The organism is Paenibacillus sp. FSL W7-1088, assembly GCF_037969855.1.
Classification (GTDB): Bacteria; Bacillota; Bacilli; order Paenibacillales; family Paenibacillaceae; genus Paenibacillus.
The window spans coordinates 2,235,002-2,253,490 of record NZ_CP150216.1 but is presented as its reverse complement, the minus strand read 5'-3'; the positions used below and the strand labels follow the sequence as shown (position 1 = coordinate 2,253,490).

Annotated in this window: 14 protein-coding genes; 4 read left to right on the top strand and 10 right to left on the bottom strand. The window is 47.2% G+C overall.

Features of this window, described 5'->3' with window-relative positions:
• Positions 1 to 747: a DeoR/GlpR family DNA-binding transcription regulator gene (locus MKY42_RS10395; protein WP_090895462.1), complete on the bottom strand. Its 747-nt coding sequence runs from the start codon at positions 745 to 747 to the stop codon at positions 1 to 3.
• Between the two features lie 263 nt (positions 748 to 1,010).
• Between MKY42_RS10395 and MKY42_RS10390 the strand changes: the two genes are divergently transcribed.
• Complete coding sequence (locus MKY42_RS10390; RefSeq protein WP_339850786.1) at positions 1,011 to 1,712, top strand: G1 family glutamic endopeptidase; 702 nt, start codon at positions 1,011 to 1,013, stop codon at positions 1,710 to 1,712.
• Positions 1,713 to 1,828: 116 nt separating this feature from the next.
• On the opposite strand, the gene MKY42_RS10385 is transcribed toward MKY42_RS10390, so the two are convergent.
• The 6 genes from MKY42_RS10385 to MKY42_RS10360 form a co-directional block, all read right to left on the bottom strand.
• Complete coding sequence (locus MKY42_RS10385) at positions 1,829 to 2,278, bottom strand: hypothetical protein (protein ID WP_143067007.1); 450 nt, start codon at positions 2,276 to 2,278, stop codon at positions 1,829 to 1,831.
• 164 nt (positions 2,279 to 2,442) lie between these two features.
• Positions 2,443 to 3,870, bottom strand: coding sequence for an NAD(P)/FAD-dependent oxidoreductase (locus MKY42_RS10380; protein WP_090895455.1), 1,428 nt, complete (start codon positions 3,868 to 3,870; stop codon positions 2,443 to 2,445).
• A 411-nt stretch (positions 3,871 to 4,281) separates the two neighbouring features.
• Positions 4,282 to 7,686 (bottom strand): collagen-like protein, encoded by a 3,405-nt coding sequence (locus tag MKY42_RS10375; protein WP_339852831.1) that lies wholly within the window; start codon positions 7,684 to 7,686, stop codon positions 4,282 to 4,284.
• 1,179 nt (positions 7,687 to 8,865) lie between these two features.
• A complete protein-coding gene (locus MKY42_RS10370) occupies positions 8,866 to 9,819 on the bottom strand; it encodes an SDR family NAD(P)-dependent oxidoreductase (RefSeq protein WP_339850784.1) in 954 nt (317 codons plus the stop codon).
• Positions 9,820 to 9,935: 116 nt separating this feature from the next.
• On the bottom strand, positions 9,936 to 10,457 hold the full coding sequence (locus tag MKY42_RS10365; RefSeq protein ID WP_090895451.1) for a TetR/AcrR family transcriptional regulator: 522 nt from the start codon (positions 10,455 to 10,457) through the stop codon (positions 9,936 to 9,938).
• Between the two features lie 711 nt (positions 10,458 to 11,168).
• A complete protein-coding gene (locus MKY42_RS10360) occupies positions 11,169 to 13,190 on the bottom strand; it encodes an AraC family transcriptional regulator (protein ID WP_090902069.1) in 2,022 nt (673 codons plus the stop codon).
• A gap of 412 nt (positions 13,191 to 13,602) precedes the next feature.
• Here MKY42_RS10360 and MKY42_RS10355 point away from each other — a divergent pair, with 412 nt between their 5' ends.
• The 3 genes from MKY42_RS10355 (at position 13,603) to MKY42_RS10345 (ending at position 15,084) form a co-directional block, all read left to right on the top strand.
• Positions 13,603 to 14,022, top strand: coding sequence for a MarR family transcriptional regulator (locus MKY42_RS10355; RefSeq protein WP_090895446.1), 420 nt, complete (start codon positions 13,603 to 13,605; stop codon positions 14,020 to 14,022).
• A 28-nt stretch (positions 14,023 to 14,050) separates the two neighbouring features.
• Positions 14,051 to 14,701 carry a nitroreductase family protein gene (locus tag MKY42_RS10350; protein ID WP_339850778.1) on the top strand — a complete coding sequence of 217 codons (651 nt, stop codon included), beginning with the start codon at positions 14,051 to 14,053 and terminating at the stop codon, positions 14,699 to 14,701.
• Positions 14,702 to 14,787: 86 nt separating this feature from the next.
• Positions 14,788 to 15,084: a putative quinol monooxygenase gene (locus tag MKY42_RS10345; RefSeq protein WP_091001632.1), complete on the top strand. Its 297-nt coding sequence runs from the start codon at positions 14,788 to 14,790 to the stop codon at positions 15,082 to 15,084.
• 316 nt (positions 15,085 to 15,400) lie between these two features.
• On the opposite strand, the gene MKY42_RS10340 is transcribed toward MKY42_RS10345, so the two are convergent.
• The 3 genes from MKY42_RS10340 to MKY42_RS10330 are packed head-to-tail and all read right to left on the bottom strand — an operon-like array spanning position 15,401 to position 18,399.
• Positions 15,401 to 16,408 (bottom strand): iron ABC transporter permease, encoded by a 1,008-nt coding sequence (locus MKY42_RS10340; RefSeq protein ID WP_339850775.1) that lies wholly within the window; start codon positions 16,406 to 16,408, stop codon positions 15,401 to 15,403.
• Entirely contained in the window at positions 16,405 to 17,412 is a 1,008-nt protein-coding gene (locus tag MKY42_RS10335) for an iron ABC transporter permease (RefSeq protein ID WP_090902066.1), read from the bottom strand. Before MKY42_RS10335 ends, MKY42_RS10340 begins: the two co-directional genes overlap by 4 nt.
• A gap of 12 nt (positions 17,413 to 17,424) precedes the next feature.
• Positions 17,425 to 18,399 (bottom strand): iron-hydroxamate ABC transporter substrate-binding protein, encoded by a 975-nt coding sequence (locus tag MKY42_RS10330; protein ID WP_339850772.1) that lies wholly within the window; start codon positions 18,397 to 18,399, stop codon positions 17,425 to 17,427.
• Between the last annotated feature and the right edge of the window lie 90 nt (positions 18,400 to 18,489).

Here is an 18,489-nt window from a genome sequence, read left to right as displayed (position 1 = left end):
CTATCCCTCAATTATTTTAGTTTTCTGGGCGATCACAGAGCGCCAGTGTTCAGGCATACGTTCTGTAATCAAGTCTGCCTCCTCAAGGTCAAACAGTTTGGCAAAAGTAATTTCCCCAATTTTGCTGGAATCAGCCAGCACGTAAGATTTCCCGGACAATTGATGTGCACGCCTTTTAATCAAGGCTTCCTCCGGATCAGGAGTTGTATACCCCATTTCGGCGTCCACTCCGTTGGTTCCGATAAAACATTTATCAAAACGGAAGTTGTCCATGTTCTGTAATGCAATACTTCCAATCACGGCTTTAGTGTGAATTTTCATCATTCCGCCAAGCAGATAGCTGCGTATACGCTTACTTACCAGCGCTTCTACATGTGAAAGTCCGTTCGTCACTACCGTAACGTCCTTGGCTTCAATATAGGGAATCATGGCTAATGTCGTCGTCCCCGCATCCAGATAGATACATTCACCATTGTTGATCTCCTGTGCAGCTAAACGAGCAATTACTGTTTTCTGTTGGATGTTTTTGAACGTTTTTTCTTCCATACCAGGTTCCGGCGTCTTTTCATTCACTAGAGCCGCACCACCATGAATGCGTTTCAGCATCTGACGGCTTTCCAGATCAATCAAATCGCGCCGTATCGTTGATTCAGAAGCACCCAGCACATCGACAAGCTCTTGCAGTTTCACAATGCCTCTTTCGTGTAAGCGCTCTATAATTACAGCATATCGTTCTTCAGTTAGCATTTTCATTCCTCCAACTGCTTTTTATAGTATCATAAAATCCGTAAAAAACAATCACTTTCATTCAAATTAATTTAAAAACATTCAAAAACCATCAATATTCGACATATTATAGACATAAACCATCACATTCAACTCTAAATATCGTTCAAAATCGTTCAAAGCTTATTTCTTGTTCAGATTGTCCATGTCCTCTTTCGTCTCCCATGCATTTGATGATATCGAACGAATAATTTCGTCTCTATTCTCACATGGGAGGTAGCCTTATGGCGAATAATCGAAACAAACGCCGAAAACCCTGTATCCCTCCAACAGGCAAAACGAAAACGAATTCTGCATTGCGCTTCGGGTGGATTTCCTCCAACTGGAGCGGTTATGCCCGAGCAGGTGACAAAGCTCAATTCAGACGTATCTCGGCTGAATGGAATGTGCCCTTTGTTTTACCATCGTCCAAGTCCTCATATTCCTCAGCCTGGATCGGAATCGATGGATACGAAAATTCCAATCTCATTCAGACTGGAACAGGCCATGATTGGGTTAACGGTCAAGCGAGTTATTACGCGTGGTGGGAAATTCTTCCTGACGTTGAAACGGTCATTCCTTTTCCTGTATCTCCAGGAGATCGAGTCAGAGCTACCATTTATAAAATCAATCGTACCCGCTGGTGTATCACTCTTCAAAATCTGACCCAAAATTGGACTTTCCGCACCGTTCAGCAATATACAGGCCAGCAATCATCCGCAGAATGGATTGTAGAAGCTCCATCCGTAGGAAACTCCATCTCCCGAATGGCCAAAATCACGCCTGTCACTTTCAAGTGTTGTCGCCTGAACGGTCGCTCCCCCGGCTTCATCGCCAAAGAGAAAGGCATCATGATTCAACAAAAACAGGTTGTTTCCATTCCAGGAGAACCGGGACCATGCAGAGACTCTTTCGTCGTAAAACGAAACAGCCGAGGCTATTGTTGACAGATTGGTTGTAGACAGATTCGTTAATGAAAAAAACTGCAATGTGCCGTATTCGGCGTACCATTGCAGAATGGATATTCGGTCATTATGGAATTGACACGATTCTCTTTTTTCATTTATAGGAATAGCTCAACCTTGTCTGGCTTGGGTTTTACCCAATTTCCTTCTTCATTAATAAATGCTCCCTTGAAACGCCCCATTTCCAATTTCTCTATTAGCTTCGACTCATCCAGCACCAGAATTTCGGACAACTGCTGCAAGCTATAATAATCATTTGGATCGTAATCCAGCAGGATCGGAACAGCCATGTCGTACAGTTCTTTAATCAGATTCTCCAATGAATGACGGCCGAGGTTGTCCATGGTTTGGAAAAACTTCAGGTCATGGGACACCAGATTGCGGAACGATTTATCTTTCAAGTTCATCCACAGCGTATTACATGCCTGAACACTCATATAGTTCTGCTCTACATCATAATATTGGATCTCATCAATCTTCATATACTTTTCCTGAAAAGCCACAATTTTGATCAAGGGTTCATTTCGTTTGCGTGACGCTTTCTTCAAATGGGTTCTGAACCCCTCATAATCCATGATTCTCACAATAATCTATCGCCTGCCTTAACGCTGTATAACGATATTTTACAGCATTATATAAGCACCCGTAAATGTAACTTTAGGAAAAGGAAGACCGTACAGCATCTATCCTGCTGTACGGTCATTTTGAATACTCAGATTCCAACTTCACTTTTCACCCAACTTGCGGTAAATTCCTGTTCGTTATACTTAAAAAATTGCTCCAAGATCTGTTCCCGGTCATCCAGGAAAAGCTGGTCGGCTACAGCTGAAACCAACTTCGGCACAGCATTCCTTGTCCCCGATATTGCTGAGGCAGAAAGGCCGCAGCTTGCAAGTGCAGAATAGTTGAAGACAAATAATCCCCGCAGCTTATCTTCCCCCTCCTCATCTCTGCTGGTCATTGCAAACCCAGGACTAAGGTAGGGATGTGCGTCAAGCAGTGTATTCCTGTGTTCCGTCGGAGCTTGATAACGGTCTGCCCAGCGTGCAATGTGGGCCTCCACCATTCTGAGCTCGGGACGCAGTGCCGGATCACTCACCATCCCCGTACTTATGACCAGAAAATCAAAGGAGTGCTGACCCTGTGGCGTAGTCACTACCGCTTTCCCATCTTTCATCTGTACATCCAGCCAAGGCGCATGAAGATGTAACTGGAAGCCTGGCCATGCAGCGGCCCGGTTGAAGGTATCGTTGGTCGGAGGCTGATTGTATTTGAAAAAATGGGAAATAGTCGCATACTTATCCTCGTCCGACAATACGTGAAACCTTTCGATCATACCGGATTGCTCCATCTGACGAATCGGGTTAATGCTCGGCAATTGTTCCCGTCGTACAAATACATGAGCCTCAGCCACGCCTGTGGCTAGTGCAAAGTTGGCATTATCAAAAGCAGACGCCCCTCCGCCAAGTATAGCAATCCGTTTTTCTTGTAACCGTTCAAAATCAATCAACTCCGACGTGTGAGCGTACAGATGTCTAGGTACTTTCTCAGCGATCAGCGGGGGTACATGCCACTCCCCGCCGCCCTGGATGCCCGTAGCCAAGACAACCTTTCGTGCCAGCAACATATTACTTGGAGCCCCTGCACCTGTAATGTGCAGCCGGTGTATGCCTCCATCTGCAGGTTCAATCAGTCTCAGTTTCACTTCATTCACGACAGGCAGATTCAGCACTTCCCTGTACCAACGCAGATAGTTCATCCATTCACTGCGCGGAATTTTATCAACTGCATCCCATCCGGAGGGTCCTGATTGCGCCTCCCACCATGCTCGAAACGTCAGCGAAGGAATTCCTAGATCAATGGAAGTGAGATGTTTCGGTGTACGCAACGTGACCATACGTGCGTAAGTTTCCCAAGGTCCCTCCAACCCTGCAGCATTTTCGTCGATGACCAGAATGTTGGATATCCGCTCACGCAGGAATCCAAAAGCAGCCCCCAAGCCGCTCTGCCCACCACCTACGATAACGACATCATAGATATGGCCTTCGTCATGTTCCCGCGGGCGAATCCAATCCGCACCTCCATATGCGAGATAAGCCAGATCATCTTGTACTCGTTGGTTTAATGTTTCAAGGCTCATCATTCTTCAACCCTTTCAACGCCCACTCGTATCCTTCTACGAACCGCTTGTTTAATGTTATGTTGGTGTAATAATTTGTTTTGTTGATGGATATTCTGCAAGTCCAAAGCAGCCTGATTCTTTTACCATATGGATAAATACAATAATTTTGTCCCAATTCCTAACATCATTTTCGTTGGGATTAGCGTTATTATATGAGCTGAGGTCATTTTTTTGAATATCACGATAGATTTCTTGTCATCACACCTAAAAATATCTAACATACTTGTTAACTATAACGAAACCAAATGCTAATGACTTCGTCCTGTATGTAAAAAAGACAGATCAGGTTGGATATTAGCGGTCGATCCAACCCGGATCTGTTTTCGTGTTGTCTTATTTCAATAAGTGAAATGATGAAGAATTACTATCTCATGTCAATTCGTGTACTGACCATACAATACCGTTCGTTGTTCCAATCCCCAAATTCAGTGTGATCGTTAATCCATTTGCTGCGTAAAACAACCCAATTACATCTCCAGCGTTCAACGCCACCTCCGCAGCTAGCGTTACAGCTCCACTACCGAGTATTGCCCGCAATGTGAGTAGCGTCACACTGATATTCAGGATTGGCAATAGTCCATTGACCAAAGTAGTGGTGGTGGGGGATGTTCTTTGCACCAGAAACGCTGGATTGACACCAGCACCCAATGAAATGGAGATCGCGGCAGTTGTAGAAAAATTGATGGTTGCCACAATCGAATAGGTCCCTGTATTGGGCACCGTGTAATTGCCTGTAGTTGCATTAAAATTTGCATTGCCATAGTAAGGACTTGCTGTACCCCAGTTGGTTAACTGTGTACTGGTTGCTGTGGATAGGTTAGCCAAAAATGCAGAAAACCCTTGTGCAGCTAAATTGGGGCCTGATGCACCTGTAGCCCCTGTGGCTCCCGTGGATCCAGTAACTCCAGTCGTCCCGGTAGCGCCAGTTGAGCCAGTTGTACCCGTTCCCGTTGCTCCGGTTGTTCCCGTTCCGGTGGCGCCTGTCACACCTGTGGCACCCGTTGACCCCGTCGCGCCGGTGGCTCCGGTTGTTCCCGTTCCGGTAGGACCTGTCGTACCTGTTACACCCGTTGAACCCGTGACTCCGGTAACGCCGTTGGTTCCAGTTACCCCCGTTGATCCTGTCGCGCCGGTGGCTCCAGTAGCCCCGATTCCGGTTGCGCCTGTATCACCAGTTACCCCAGTAAGTCCCGTTGCACCAGTGGCTCCTGTTGCCCCCGCTCCGGTTGTACCTGTCGCACCAGTTTCACCCGTAACTCCCGTTGCTCCAGTTGTTCCCGTTCCCGTTGCTCCTGTATCACCAGTTACACCGGTAGAGCCCGTTGCACCTGTAGTTCCGGTAGCCCCAGTTCCGGTGGCTCCTGTCACACCGGTTACACCCATGGAGCCCGTCGCTCCGGTTATTCCTGTTGCACCTGTATCTCCAGTAATTCCAGTGGCTCCTGTTGCACCAGTCGAACCCGTACCTCCAGTTCCGGTTGCTCCCGTTACGCCTGTCGCACCCGTATCTCCTGTGACTCCGGTCGTTCCTGTTACGCCTGTTGTTCCTGTATCGCCAGTGATTCCGGTCACTCCCGTTACGCCTGTTGCACCTGTATCTCCAGTGACACCGGTCGCTCCGGTTATTCCTGTTGCACCTGTATCTCCTGTGACTCCAGTCGCTCCCGTTACGCCTGTTGCACCCGTATCCCCAGTGACTCCAGTCGTTCCCGTTACGCCTGTCGCTCCCGTATTCCCAGTAACTCCGGCCGTGCCCGTTACACCTGTTGCACCTGTTGCACCCGTATCCCCAGTGACTCCAGTCGTTCCCGTCACGCCTGTCGCACCCGTAACTCCAGTAATTCCGGTCGCGCCTGTTACGCCTGTCGAACCCGAATCCCCAGTAACTCCGGTTGCCCCCGTTACCCCTGTTACTCCTGTATTGCCAGTAACTCCGGGGGCTCCGGTTACACCAGTCGAACCCGTTTCTCCAGTGACTCCAGTCGTTCCTGTTACACCCATGGCCCCTGTATCTCCAGTAGCTCCGGTCGTTCCTGTTGCACCAGTTGAACCCGTATCGCCAGTAAATCCGGCCGTGCCCGTTACGCCTGTTGCACCTGTATCGCCAGTGACTCCGGTGGCTCCCGTCACGCCTGTCGCACCCGTATCCCCAGTAACTCCGGCCGTGCCCGTTACACCTGTTGCACCCGTATCCCCAGTGACTCCAGTCGTTCCCGTCACGCCTGTCGCACCCGTATCCCCAGTAACTCCGGCCGTGCCCGTTACACCTGTTGCACCCGTATCCCCAGTGACTCCAGTCCTTCCCGTCACGCCTGTGGCACCCATATCTCCAGTGACTCCAGTCGTGCCTGTTACACCTGTCGCACCCGTAACTCCAGTAATTCCGGTCGCGCCTGTTACGCCTGTCGAACCCGAATCCCCAGTAACTCCGGTTGCCCCCGTTACCCCTGTTCCTCCTGTATTGCCAGTAACTCCGGGGGCTCCGGTTACACCAGTCGAACCCATTTCTCCAGTGACTCCAGTCGTTCCTGTTACACCCATGGCCCCTGTATCTCCAGTAGCTCCGGTCGTTCCTGTTGCACCAGTTGAACCCGTATCTCCAGTAAATCCGGCCGTGCCCGTTACGCCTGTTGCACCTGTATCGCCAGTGACTCCGGTGGCTCCCGTCACGCCTGTCGCACCCGTATTCCCAGTAACTCCGGCCGTGCCCGTTACACCTGTTGCACCCGTATCCCCAGTGACTCCAGTCGTTCCCGTCACGCCTGTCGCACCCGTATCTCCAGTAACTCCGGCCGTGCCCGTTACGCCCGTTGCTCCTGTATCCCCAGTGACTCCGGTGGCTCCCGTTATACCTGTTGCACCTGTATCTCCTGTGACTCCGGTGGCTCCCGTTACACCTGTCGTACCCGTATCGCCAGTAACTCCGGTCGCTCCTGTTAAACCAGTTGAACCCGTATCGCCAGTGACTCCGGTGGCTCCGGTTACACCTGTCGTACCCGTATCTCCAGTAAATCCGGTCGCTCCCGTTACACCTGTTGCTCCCGTGTCACCAGTAACTCCGGTCGTTCCTGTTACGCCTGTCGCACCAGTATCGCCAGTAATTCCAGTGGCTCCTGTTGCACCCGTATCGCCAGTAATTCCAGTGGCTCCTGTTGCACCCGTATCGCCAGTGCTTCCAGTAGTTCCCGTTATACCTGTTGCTCCTGTATCGCCAGTGACTCCAGTCGCTCCCGTTACGCCTGTTGCACCTGCATCGCCAGTAACTCCGGTCGCTCCCGTTACGCCTGTTGCACCCGTATCCCCAGTGACTCCAGTCGTTCCCGTTACACCTGTTGCACCCGTATCTCCAGTGACTCCAGTCGTTCCCGTTACACCTGTTGCACCTGTATCGCCAGTGACTCCGGTCGCTCCCGTTACGCCCGTTGCTCCTGTATCGCCAGTGCTTCCAGTCGTTCCCGTTACACCTGTTGCACCCGTATCGCCAGTGACTCCGGGGGCTCCCGTTACGCCTGTCGCACCCATATCTCCAGTAACTCCAGTTGCTCCCGTCACGCCTGTCGCACCCGTATCCCCAGTAAATCCGATGGCTCCCGTTACACCTGTTGCTCCTGTATCTCCAGTAAATCCGGTCGTTCCTGTTACGCCTGTCGCACCCGTATCTCCAGTGACTCCAGTCGTGCCCGTTACACCAGTTGCACCCGTATCGCCAGTGACTCCGGTGGCTCCCGTTACGCCTGTCGCACCCGTATCGCCAGTAACTCCAGTCGTTCCCATAGCACCTGTCGCACCAGTTCCCCCAGTAAAACCCGTTGCTCCTGTAGCTCCTGTAGCTCCCGATATACCTGTTGCACCTGTATCTCCTGTGACTCCGGTGGCTCCCGTTACGCCTGTTGCTCCTGTGTCACCAGTAACTCCGGTCGCTCCTGTTGCACCAGTTGAACCCGTATCGCCAGTAATTCCGGTGGCTCCCGTTACGCCTGTCGCACCCGTATCCCCAGTAACTCCAGTCATTCCCATTGCACCTGTCGCACCAGTTCCCCCAGTAAAACCCGTTGTTCCAGTAGTTCCCGTAGCTCCGGTTCCGATTGCTCCTGTCGCACCGGTTACTCCAGTGGCGCCCGCAGCCCCAGTGGCTCCTATTCCGGTTGCGCCTGTTGGACCGGTTACCCCAGTTAAGCCCGTCGCACCTGTGGCTCCAGTCGTTCCGGTTCCCGTTGCTCCTGTGGCTCCCGTTATTCCAGGATCGCCCGTGGCCCCTGTATTCCCAGTCACACCTGTGGTACCTCTAGCGCCTGTTACTCCAGTTATACCTGTCGTGCCAGTCACTCCAGTGCTACCTGTGGTTCCAGTTACTCCGGTAGCTCCCGATCCGGTTGCGCCTGTAATCCCTGTTGCACCTGTTATGCCCATTGCTCCCACAACTCCGGTAGCACCGGTCACACCTGTAACTCCTGTTATTCCGTTCACTCCAGGATCGCCCGTCGCTCCAGTTATCCCTGTTGCACCTGTTATTCCTGAGGCTCCCGGTAATCCAGTTGCACCTGTCTTTCCTTGAAACCCTCTATATCCCCTCGGTCCACGAAACACAAGACATCTGGATCTAACAGCTCTTTTCTTTTTTATCTTAAACTTCTTTTTGGATTTATATTTGTGTTTTCTTTTTTTAGATACGCGAGTGCCTGCTTTTTTCAATTTGCGTTTGGTTGTACTGATTGAGGACATTTTGTGCTCCTTTTTGGACGTATAGCTCACAAGAAAATCCTCCCTCCTTGTACACCGTGTCGATTCTCCGCTTTTGCAATACTACACTCTATGTCTAGGACAGGTTTTGTGCACCGCCCATTAATGAAGTCAAAACACCATGCATCATTTTGGTTTAGGTCGTAATCATTAACCGAGTCATAACGGTTTTTAATTATTTATTTATTGATTAATTACAAAGCTACAAGATATTTATTTCTTTTGCAGCTCACCTATCGTCTGTGTAATCCCCTCTTCAAAAGAAGTCATCTTCACTGGCCCAATGCTGGCCTCATATTTCTTTTTACTCAACACCAGCGGTTCTTCTGTCAAATATAACATTTCAACAATTTCTTTCAAGACCGGCACGCCCAATCCAAGCAGCGAAAGTCCTGTTTTGCCGAGGGCTATCACCGGTTTCGCTTCACCCGCGGCCTGTTGTGCAATACGTACGATTTCCTTACCCGATATTACGCCAGCACCAGGGATATTCCAATTCTGCAGATAGGCATCATCTCTGCTCGCCAACTCCACTACCATGACCGCTGCATCTGGCAAATAGATATACTCTCGTGGCATTTTCATAGTTCCGATAAAAAAAGCCATTTTCCCTTCCGCTATTGCTTCAAGCGTGGACCCCAGGTAAGAAGCCTGATTGGCGGTAGGACCATAATAATCAGGCAAGCGAACAATCATCACTTGCGCTTTGCGCCATTTGCTGCTAAATAACATTTGCTCAAAGGCAAGCCGAGTCTTTCCTTTTCGTGTATGCGGCTGCTTTGGATGTTCTTCGGTCACTTCTTTCATTTGTCTTCTGCCATAAGGATAAATCCCGTCAATGACAACTACCTTCAGTCCCAATTGTTCTGCCGCCTCCATAACCGATTCACCCAGAGGGATCAGCTTGCTTTCCATTTCGTTGTAAGGCACATTCGCACAATGAAACATTACATCAGCCTCTAGTGAAGCAGCTATAATATCATCAGGTCGGAACGCATCTCCCACAGCGATCTGTAGGTGATCAGGAGAACCCAGTTTTACCGCAAGTTGCTCCAGCTTTTGAGGTGAGCGGCCAAAAATAATGGTAGAAATGCCACGTTTGATCAATTCCTCTGTAATTGCTGCGCCCGTTCCACCTGTTGCCCCAACTACGATTGCTCTTTTCATTTCATCTCAACCTCTTTCTCTCGTTTTATTATTGATCAATTACTTACTTAAACATAATTTAACGCATATTTAGTAATTGATCAATAACTGAATTGCAAAAAGGGACTTATCCCTTTCTATCTATCCATAAGCTCTGGCATATCCAATGATTTTGATATATTACATAACATGCCAATTGCCAGGAATATCAACGTTTTTTGCTTGGGATTGGCAATGCCTGCCGCTGTAAAAGCTTCCAATACCATATCTCGCACCTCAGTGAATCCTTTTTGCATTGCTTGACGGATGTCTTCTTCCTTAATGGTCTGCGCCTGCATCTGCAGCAGGATTTCATTTTTGTGAGATTCTAGAATTTCTTCATAGGCTTCAATTAATTCGTTCTCCAATTGATCTGCAGTAGCAGTTTCTACCACAATCCGGAAAGAATCAATCAATCGTGTCCAGGAAACTTCCAGTGCACATAACAATAAAGCTTCCTTCGTTTTGAAAAAACGAAAAATATACGGTTGGGAAATCTGCGCTCTTTCAGCGACTTGAGCTGTCGTTGCACGGTAATAGCCTATTTCCGCAAATACATCAATAGCTGCGGAGATAATATCGTTACGACGATTGACGGAAGCGGATGTATCTTTAGCCATCATAGTACCCTCCATACGATAGTAATTAATTAATCAATAGCTTGAAGTATATCGGAAAGCCCGAACGATTGCAAAAACATATGTCACCTCTTATTTCTTGAGCTTGCTTGGGTCGTAACCGAATGTTTGCCTGAATCGGCAGATGAAATAACTTCAATTGGCGTCCCCCACCTGATGCGCAGCTTCCGTTACACTGCATTGCCCATTTTTTAGCATCTCGCGTGATTTCTCCATTCGTTTGTGAATGACAATACCTATTACGTTGCATTGTAGTTTTCATATATCCAGAGAGAGCCTTAAAGCATATCAGGAGTACCTTCGCACACATGTTATTCCGACATACGAAAGTACCATGAGTCAGACCATCGCTGACTATCGCATAAACATCCATAAATTCACGACTGAAAAACAGGGGTATTTCCCGCTGTGGAACAGTTTACACGTAATTCAACTCCAGAATCAGCAATAGGCAAAAGCTTTTATGGCTGAACTGAAGCGACTCCCCCCCCTCAGTCACAACAAACCCGCAAGCGGTGGCTCAAGCCGCTGCAGGTTGTTGAACATGTCAATGTTCATGAGGGTCAGTTGAATGAGTTCCGTAATATCATGATGCACCGAAATGGACCGGCAATGAACTTTGTTTTGAGTGAAAGAAAATGGTGCCACAGTTTTTACGCCCTGGAGACTGAAGAGGTCTGGCTCCATAGCATCCTATTCTTTGGCTTCGACCATGATATTCACAATCGTGTCCAACTGCAATTCCAATGAGAATGGGTCTTCCATTACGAACTCATCCCCTTTGTCTCCAAAGGAACCGTATGGATAGACCTGTCCTTTTTGCACGGCGGGCAAGAGTTTCCATACCTCACTGTTCAACACTTCATTGGCTCCCTCATCCCATGAACCGTACACAAAGATATGATCGCCCATGTACTCAGGCAACACTTCAAGCGAAATATTGACAAATCCCTCTTCCATATTGAGCGCTTGCTCAGTCGGCGGCAGCTTCAGCATCTCATAGATGGTTGAGCTCCCATAGTTCCCCCCTTCAGCAGCCAGTACATACAGAGATTTGTTTGCCACTTGAACAATAGACACAGTCTCTCCTTCTTTTACCACGCCAGCAATCTGTTTCTTGGCTTCTTCTACTTTCTGTTCATAGCTGGAAATCCATTCCTCAGCTTCTTTCTCTTTTCCAAAAACCTCACTGATCCGACGCAGTTTTGCCAAAGGCCCCGAGGTAGATTCCCCCTCCCAATACGGTAAAAATACCGTTGTCGCAATTTTCTCATAATCCTCAATATTTTTATCAATAGAACCAATAATCAGATCCGGCTCAAGCGCAACCAATTTCTCAAGATTCATCGGAAATTCTCCACCTAGGTCTTCGATTCCGGATATGACGTCAGCGGGTATCCCTGACTTCTCGATCCAGGCCTCGTTCAGCATGAAACTTCTCACCCCTACCGGGATAACCCCCAGCTTCAACAGATAGCCCATATACTGATCTGAAGCAACCCGTTGCGGATTGGCTGAAATAACAACGTCTCCTCTTATTGTGGATACCGTTCGAGTCTCTGCTTGTACAGAGGATTTTCCTTCTTCGGTTGTACTGTTACTTGTCTGCACTGCCGCGGGTTTCGTCTCTGATTGTGAACCACTTGTGGATTGTGATGGACTTGAACAAGCCCCTAACAATAGTGATAGACACAGCATCATGGTCAGTGCTGTCATGTTGAATTTTCCTTGCATAAATAATTCCCCTCCATCAACCTTATGATATTGATAATCAATATCATTATATAATTGAGGATATAGTGGTTGAAGGGCAATTTCGCGCGTGAAACCGGGCAAATCTTGATCATGGTTTACACCGGAGGCATATTTTTGTTCTTTCTGGCCTCGGTTCTGGTTTTTTTTGTACCGAATAGGTGAGCATCCCTTTATTTTTTTGAAGCTGCGACTGAGTGAATGTGCATCCGGATAGCCTACCTGTTCCGCGATTTGTTGTAACGTAGCACCCGTGTATATCAGGAGATGTGCAGCCCTCTCAACTCGCCTCTGTCCAAGATATTGGATGGGACTGATGTTCATTTTTTGTTTGAACAATCTGGATATGTGCCCTGCACTACATTCCAATTCCTTTGCCATAACGTCTAGCGCAACGGGCTCATGCAAATGCTTACTCATATACTCGATTGCCCTAGTAACCACATCCGGCTTATACGGCTGAATGGATTGACCGTACAGATCGGATAATAAAGCATACACCCACTGATGGAATAAAGTTTTTGCGTGTAACTTTGCCAGTTTCGTGGACTGCTCCCACTCTCCCTCCAGTGTCCTGATATATTGATACATAACCAATGGGTTGGTCGGTATAAGCGAATATTGATCTTGGAATGGACGTTCATTTTCCATCAAATGCTGAATATCCATCCGACAGGGAAGCGCCAGAATGGCTTTGTACAGAATCATATAATAAACCAAACCCGAATCCGTCTTGATGTTTACGTTAGCCAACTTTCCCCCATGAACAATATGAAACCCTTCTACGATATACCTTTGTTGATCCATACCTACTACAGCAGTTCCATCAACCATATATAGATAGGCACTAGCTGGAAGCAGATAGTTCCTAATCCTTTCACCAGGAGCCAAAGAGTTTTTGCGAACATCCAGTATTTTGATAAAAACATGATTCCATAACAAGATATGATCATTCAAATTCATGATATTTGCACTCATCCTCCAATCTAATCACCGTTTAAAAGCTCTTTTAAAAATCTCTGTTACTACAATTTCGTCCATATGTACATTACCTTTCATTATAGTGATAACCATTCTCAATTACAATATAAATTGATATAACATTACTTGAATGGATAACCTACACCTACGGTCCCAAGAAGACAATCGCTTTGGAATAGTTGGATTTATCTTCTCATGACTATCTTGTTGCAAAATCAAAAAAGGCATGATATATTAATTGAGCCATCAATGATTGATGCATCAAATATTGATACGTCAAATATTAACTTAGCAGATATTACTGACTAAGCAATGGCACTGTATAATGGCAACTTTATGTATTTTGTTCACATAAGCCGTTGTTCATGTCCAGATTCACCCGGGAGGTCTAGTCATGACACGTATTGTTTCCAAAGAAGAACAGATTATCAATCTGCTGAACGTACTGGGGAATAAAATCAGTCCCAAATTCGAACGCTGTACGGGGATCAGTTCCTCTCGCTTTGAGATTTTGCATGAGTTGGATCAGGTGGACGAGATTAACCAGTCCATGCTCCAGAAAATCATCAACATCGATAGTGCTGCAATTACACGCCACTTGAAGCAGCTTGAGGCGGACCTGATGGTCACAAGACGTAAAAATCCCGAAGATAACCGGGTAACATTTGTTCGTCTGACGGACCATGGTAGGAAGCAGATTGAAGGCTACAAGGTAGAGAAAACCAATTATATTAACCAGATTTTACAGGGGTTCAACGAAGATGAAGTCTACGCTCTCGCTGATTTCCTGGAACGAATGCAAAACAATTTCTAAACCTATATACAGAGGAGAGGATCCACACTTGAGTACATTCCAAAGCACTTTTCAAAAGACAAATGATTTTAACGAAATTACCTACGGCCGCCGGTCTGTAAAACTATACGATCCTGAAGTCAAAATCAGCCGTGAAGAAATGACAGAAATTCTGTCAGAAGCTTCTCGTGCCCCATCGTCCATCAATTTGCAACCTTGGCGTTTTCTCGTTGTCGATACGGCTGAAGGTAAAGAAAAGCTTGCTCCTCTTGCGAGATTTAATCAAAATCAGGTTTTGACTTCGGCAGCAGTAATTGGTGTATTTATTGATATGAATAATGTTGAGTACATGGACGAAATTTTTGGTAAAGCTGTCGAGCTCGGTTATATGCCACAGGAAGTCAAAGATATGCAGCTCAAAACTGTAATGCCTTATTACGAAAATATGCCCGCTTCCGCTCTTCGTGATGTCAATCTGATTGACGCAGGTCTGGCTTCCATGCAATTGATGCTCGCTGCACGTGCTCATGGGTATGATACCAATCCAATCGGCGGTTATGAGAAAGATCAAATTGCTGAAACATTCGGTATGGATAAAGACCGTTACCAACCCGTTATGCTGATCTCGATCGGTAAATCGGCCAAAGAAGGTCACCCTTCCTACCGCCTTCCTGTTGAGAAAATTACGACTTGGGCATAATATCAGGCAATGTTTTACATGTAAAGCACCGTTAACATTCAGAAACAATAACAACATTCTAAATACACTAATGGAGGTTGAATATTATGATTATCATTCACGCTCACTTGCAAGTTAAACCAGACCAGGAACAAGCTTTCTTGGAAGCAACAAAAGTGCTGATCCCTGCAACACGCAATGAAGAAGGCAACATCAGCTATGATCTCGCCAAAAGTACTGAACGCGAACATCATTACACGATGATTGAACTGTGGAAAGACGAAGCCGCTACAGCTTCCCACAACACTAGCGCCCATTTCCAGGCTTTCGTTCAGCAAGCAGCAGCATTCATGGCCGCTCCAATGAACGTTGAAGTATTCGCTGGAGAAGCAGTTAAACACTAAAATATGAGCCTTACACTTATTAATTAAGCAGACCGACGAAATCGTCGGCTTGTGAACAAAAAGCCGCTCCTCGTCATGCTGACGGGTGAGCGGCTTTTTTGATATACCTTCCAAGAGAAGCTAATTCATCCACATCTAACATAGTGATTCCACCTACTCTCTTTTAGAATCGGTTTAAACTGATGAATCAAGTCATACTGGCTAACCTAAGCTTTACCTTCTGCCCGTCAAAACTACAAACAAAGGCTACCCCTTGTCTTGACGACAAAAGATAGCCTGATTAGCCAAGTGTTTAATTCATCGAAAGCTTTTGAGATTATTTCTTCAATAATAAATAGACAAAATAAGGCACACCGATGAGGGAGACCATAATTCCTGCGGCAATTCCATCAGGATCAACCAGGTTGCGCCCAACCGTATCGGCAATTAATAGAAGCCAACCTCCAAGCAGAACAGCAACAGGAATAAATAACGAGTTACGTGGACCGACCAGCGCTTTGGCGATGTGTGGAGCCATCAAACCGATAAACGCGATCCCTCCCGTAACCGATACAGCAGATGCGGCTGCTGCAACAGCAATCACCATGAGTACCAAGCGTTCCCGTTCCAGCTTCAACCCCACTCCGATCGCTGTTTCTTCGTTCAGCCCCATCAGATCAAGCCGTCTGGTTCTGAACAACGTAAGCGGAATTAACACAATCAGCCAAGGCAGCAAAGCCCATATGAATGGCCAGTCTGCCCCCCAGATGTTTCCGGATATCCACTTGGCGATAAAGTCGACCTTGGAACGCTCCGCCGAAGATATAATGACGATCATGATGCCTGACAGTGCCATCGAGAATCCAACCCCGACCAGCACCATTTTTATGGGATCAAGTCCCTTGGTTCGGCTATAGGAGAACAGATAGATGAGCGCCGCGGTCAGCAATGCACCGATAAAAGCAGCTAATGGCAGCATATAAACAAACGTGCCCACTTCAATCGGGAAATACAGAAAGAAGATTGCAACCGCAACACCTGCACCGGAATTGATTCCGATGATGCCTGGATCGGCCAAGTCATTACGCGTAATACTTTGCAAAATGGAGCCTGACAGCGCAAGCGCCATACCTGCGAGTAATGTAATAAAAATCCGAGGTAATCGGACCGAAAACAGAACAAAGTCCTCTTTAAATGTGCCTTGGCCAAATAACACCGGGATTACCCTTTTGAAAGACAACGAGGAATACCCCCAGCTCATACCTACCACAGCCGTAATGAGGATCAGCAGCAAACACACGAGCAGAATCACTCGTTGCTTGCGAATGCGCGAAGACATTGTCATGAGAACGCTTTGCCCCCTCTACGCACAACGAACAGGAAAAAAGGTAAACCAAGCATGGAAGCAATGGCGACAACAGGTGTTTCGTAAGGTGCATTTATCGTTCGACCCAGTGTTTCGGCAAGAAGCATAAACGATGCTCCGGCAAAAATGGATACGGGTATAATATACCGATAGTCCGTGCCTACCAATTTACGGACAATATGGGGGATCATTAAGCCGACAAAAGCCATATTCCCAATTAATGCAACCGACGCTCCGGTAAGCACTATGACCAGCAGGAACAGAACAGTTTTGACGAGTACCAGCTTCTGCCCCAGTCCAGTCGCCACCTCGTCGCTCAGGCTAAGAATGTTGATCTGGTTGGAAAGGAACGGAACTACAGCAAGACCAACCAGTATGACAGGCGCAATCGCTTGAATCTGGCCCCATGTCGTTCCGATGAGTCCTCCCGAAGTCCACATGGATACATCCTTGGAAATTTTAAAAAAGATACTGATGCCATCCGAGATGGCATACATAAAAGCGGATACCGCTGCCCCGGCCAGCACTACCCGGATAGGGGATAAGCTCCCTCTCCGTATCGAGCCAAGCACAATAACCAATGCGGCTCCAAGTGCAGCACCAACAAAACAAGCAACCATAATCCCAAAATATCCGAGTGATGGCATGAAGACAAAAGCCAGGGCCAGTGCCATATTGGCACCTGAAGTCAGACCGAGCAGTCCAGGATCAGCCAGCGGATTGCGAGTAATTCCCTGCATGATGCCACCGGAGACGGCAAGAGCCGCTCCGATCAGCATGGCAGCGAGTTCCCGTGGAAGCCTGATCTCACGCAGAATAAGAATATTATCGTTCTTTGTCGCAGAGGTCAGGGTCAGCCACAGATTCCGGAATGTCGTTTCTTCTGCGCCAAACATCATGGCGATGATGAAGCACACGATAAGTACGAGTACACTACCCAGCAGCTTGGTTGCAAACCGAAAAGGAAGTCGTTTATTTTTCATCGCGCTCAAGGTTTACTTGCCAAGAAAATGTTCGATAAAGAATTCCAGCTGGTATTCCATGCTGAGTGGATCATTGAAGTAAAATGCCTTGGCATCCGCTTCGAATACTCGATTATTTTTCACCGCATCAATATTTTTGTAGGTTTCGGTATTTTGGAACGAATTGTCCTCGTCGGCATTTTTACTGAATATTACATAGTCACCCATGTAGTTTTTCAGTACTTCGTTCGATACAGCAAAGAATCCGTCTTTCTTGGTCGCTTCCTTGACCTTGTCTGGCATACCTAAACCGAATTGATCATACAGTATTTCCGTTCCACGTCCGAATTTCTCGCCATATACATAAAGCTGTTTATTGAACGTTTCAATAACGGATACAGTCGCATTCGCGCCAATTTTGGCTTTGATTTCTTCCCCAACTTTTTTGCTTCGAGCGTCAAAATCGTCAACCCAGGCTTGTGCTTCTTTTTCTTTGTTCACAAGCTTTCCGATCTCCAGTTGCTGCTTGAGAAAGTCTACCTTACCATATGTATAGGTGACTGTTGGCGCAATTTGCTTCAACTTATCGACGTTCTTGATATCAGACAGGCCGATAATCAGATCCGGGTTCAATTCAATAATTTTCTCCAGACTTTCATCGGTAACCGCCTCTGTATTCGCCAGTTTTTCTTTGAAATTCGGGTTCTCTTTGGACATTTCATCCACGCCAACCAGCGGCACATCCAGTGCCATCACGTTTCCTGTCAGGAATCGGGTCAGTACAACCACACGTTGCGGGTGGGAAGGAACTTCCACAGGGCCTGACTCCGATTGATAAGTGAACGTGCCCGATTCTGACTCGGATGAAGCACCTGCTGAATCCGTGTTCGAAGAAGTGGATTCGTTGGATGCCGTTGCATCCCCCGTTGTATCTTTGGTTGAATTGGTTCCACAAGCGCTGAGCAATAAAACCAGAACGAATATAAATGGAACAAAAAGCTTTCTCATGTGATGACTCTCTCCCTTTTCTCTTTGAATATGAAAATCATTCTCATTACAATAGCTAATTATAGGCATGCAGGAAGAACCTAACCATGC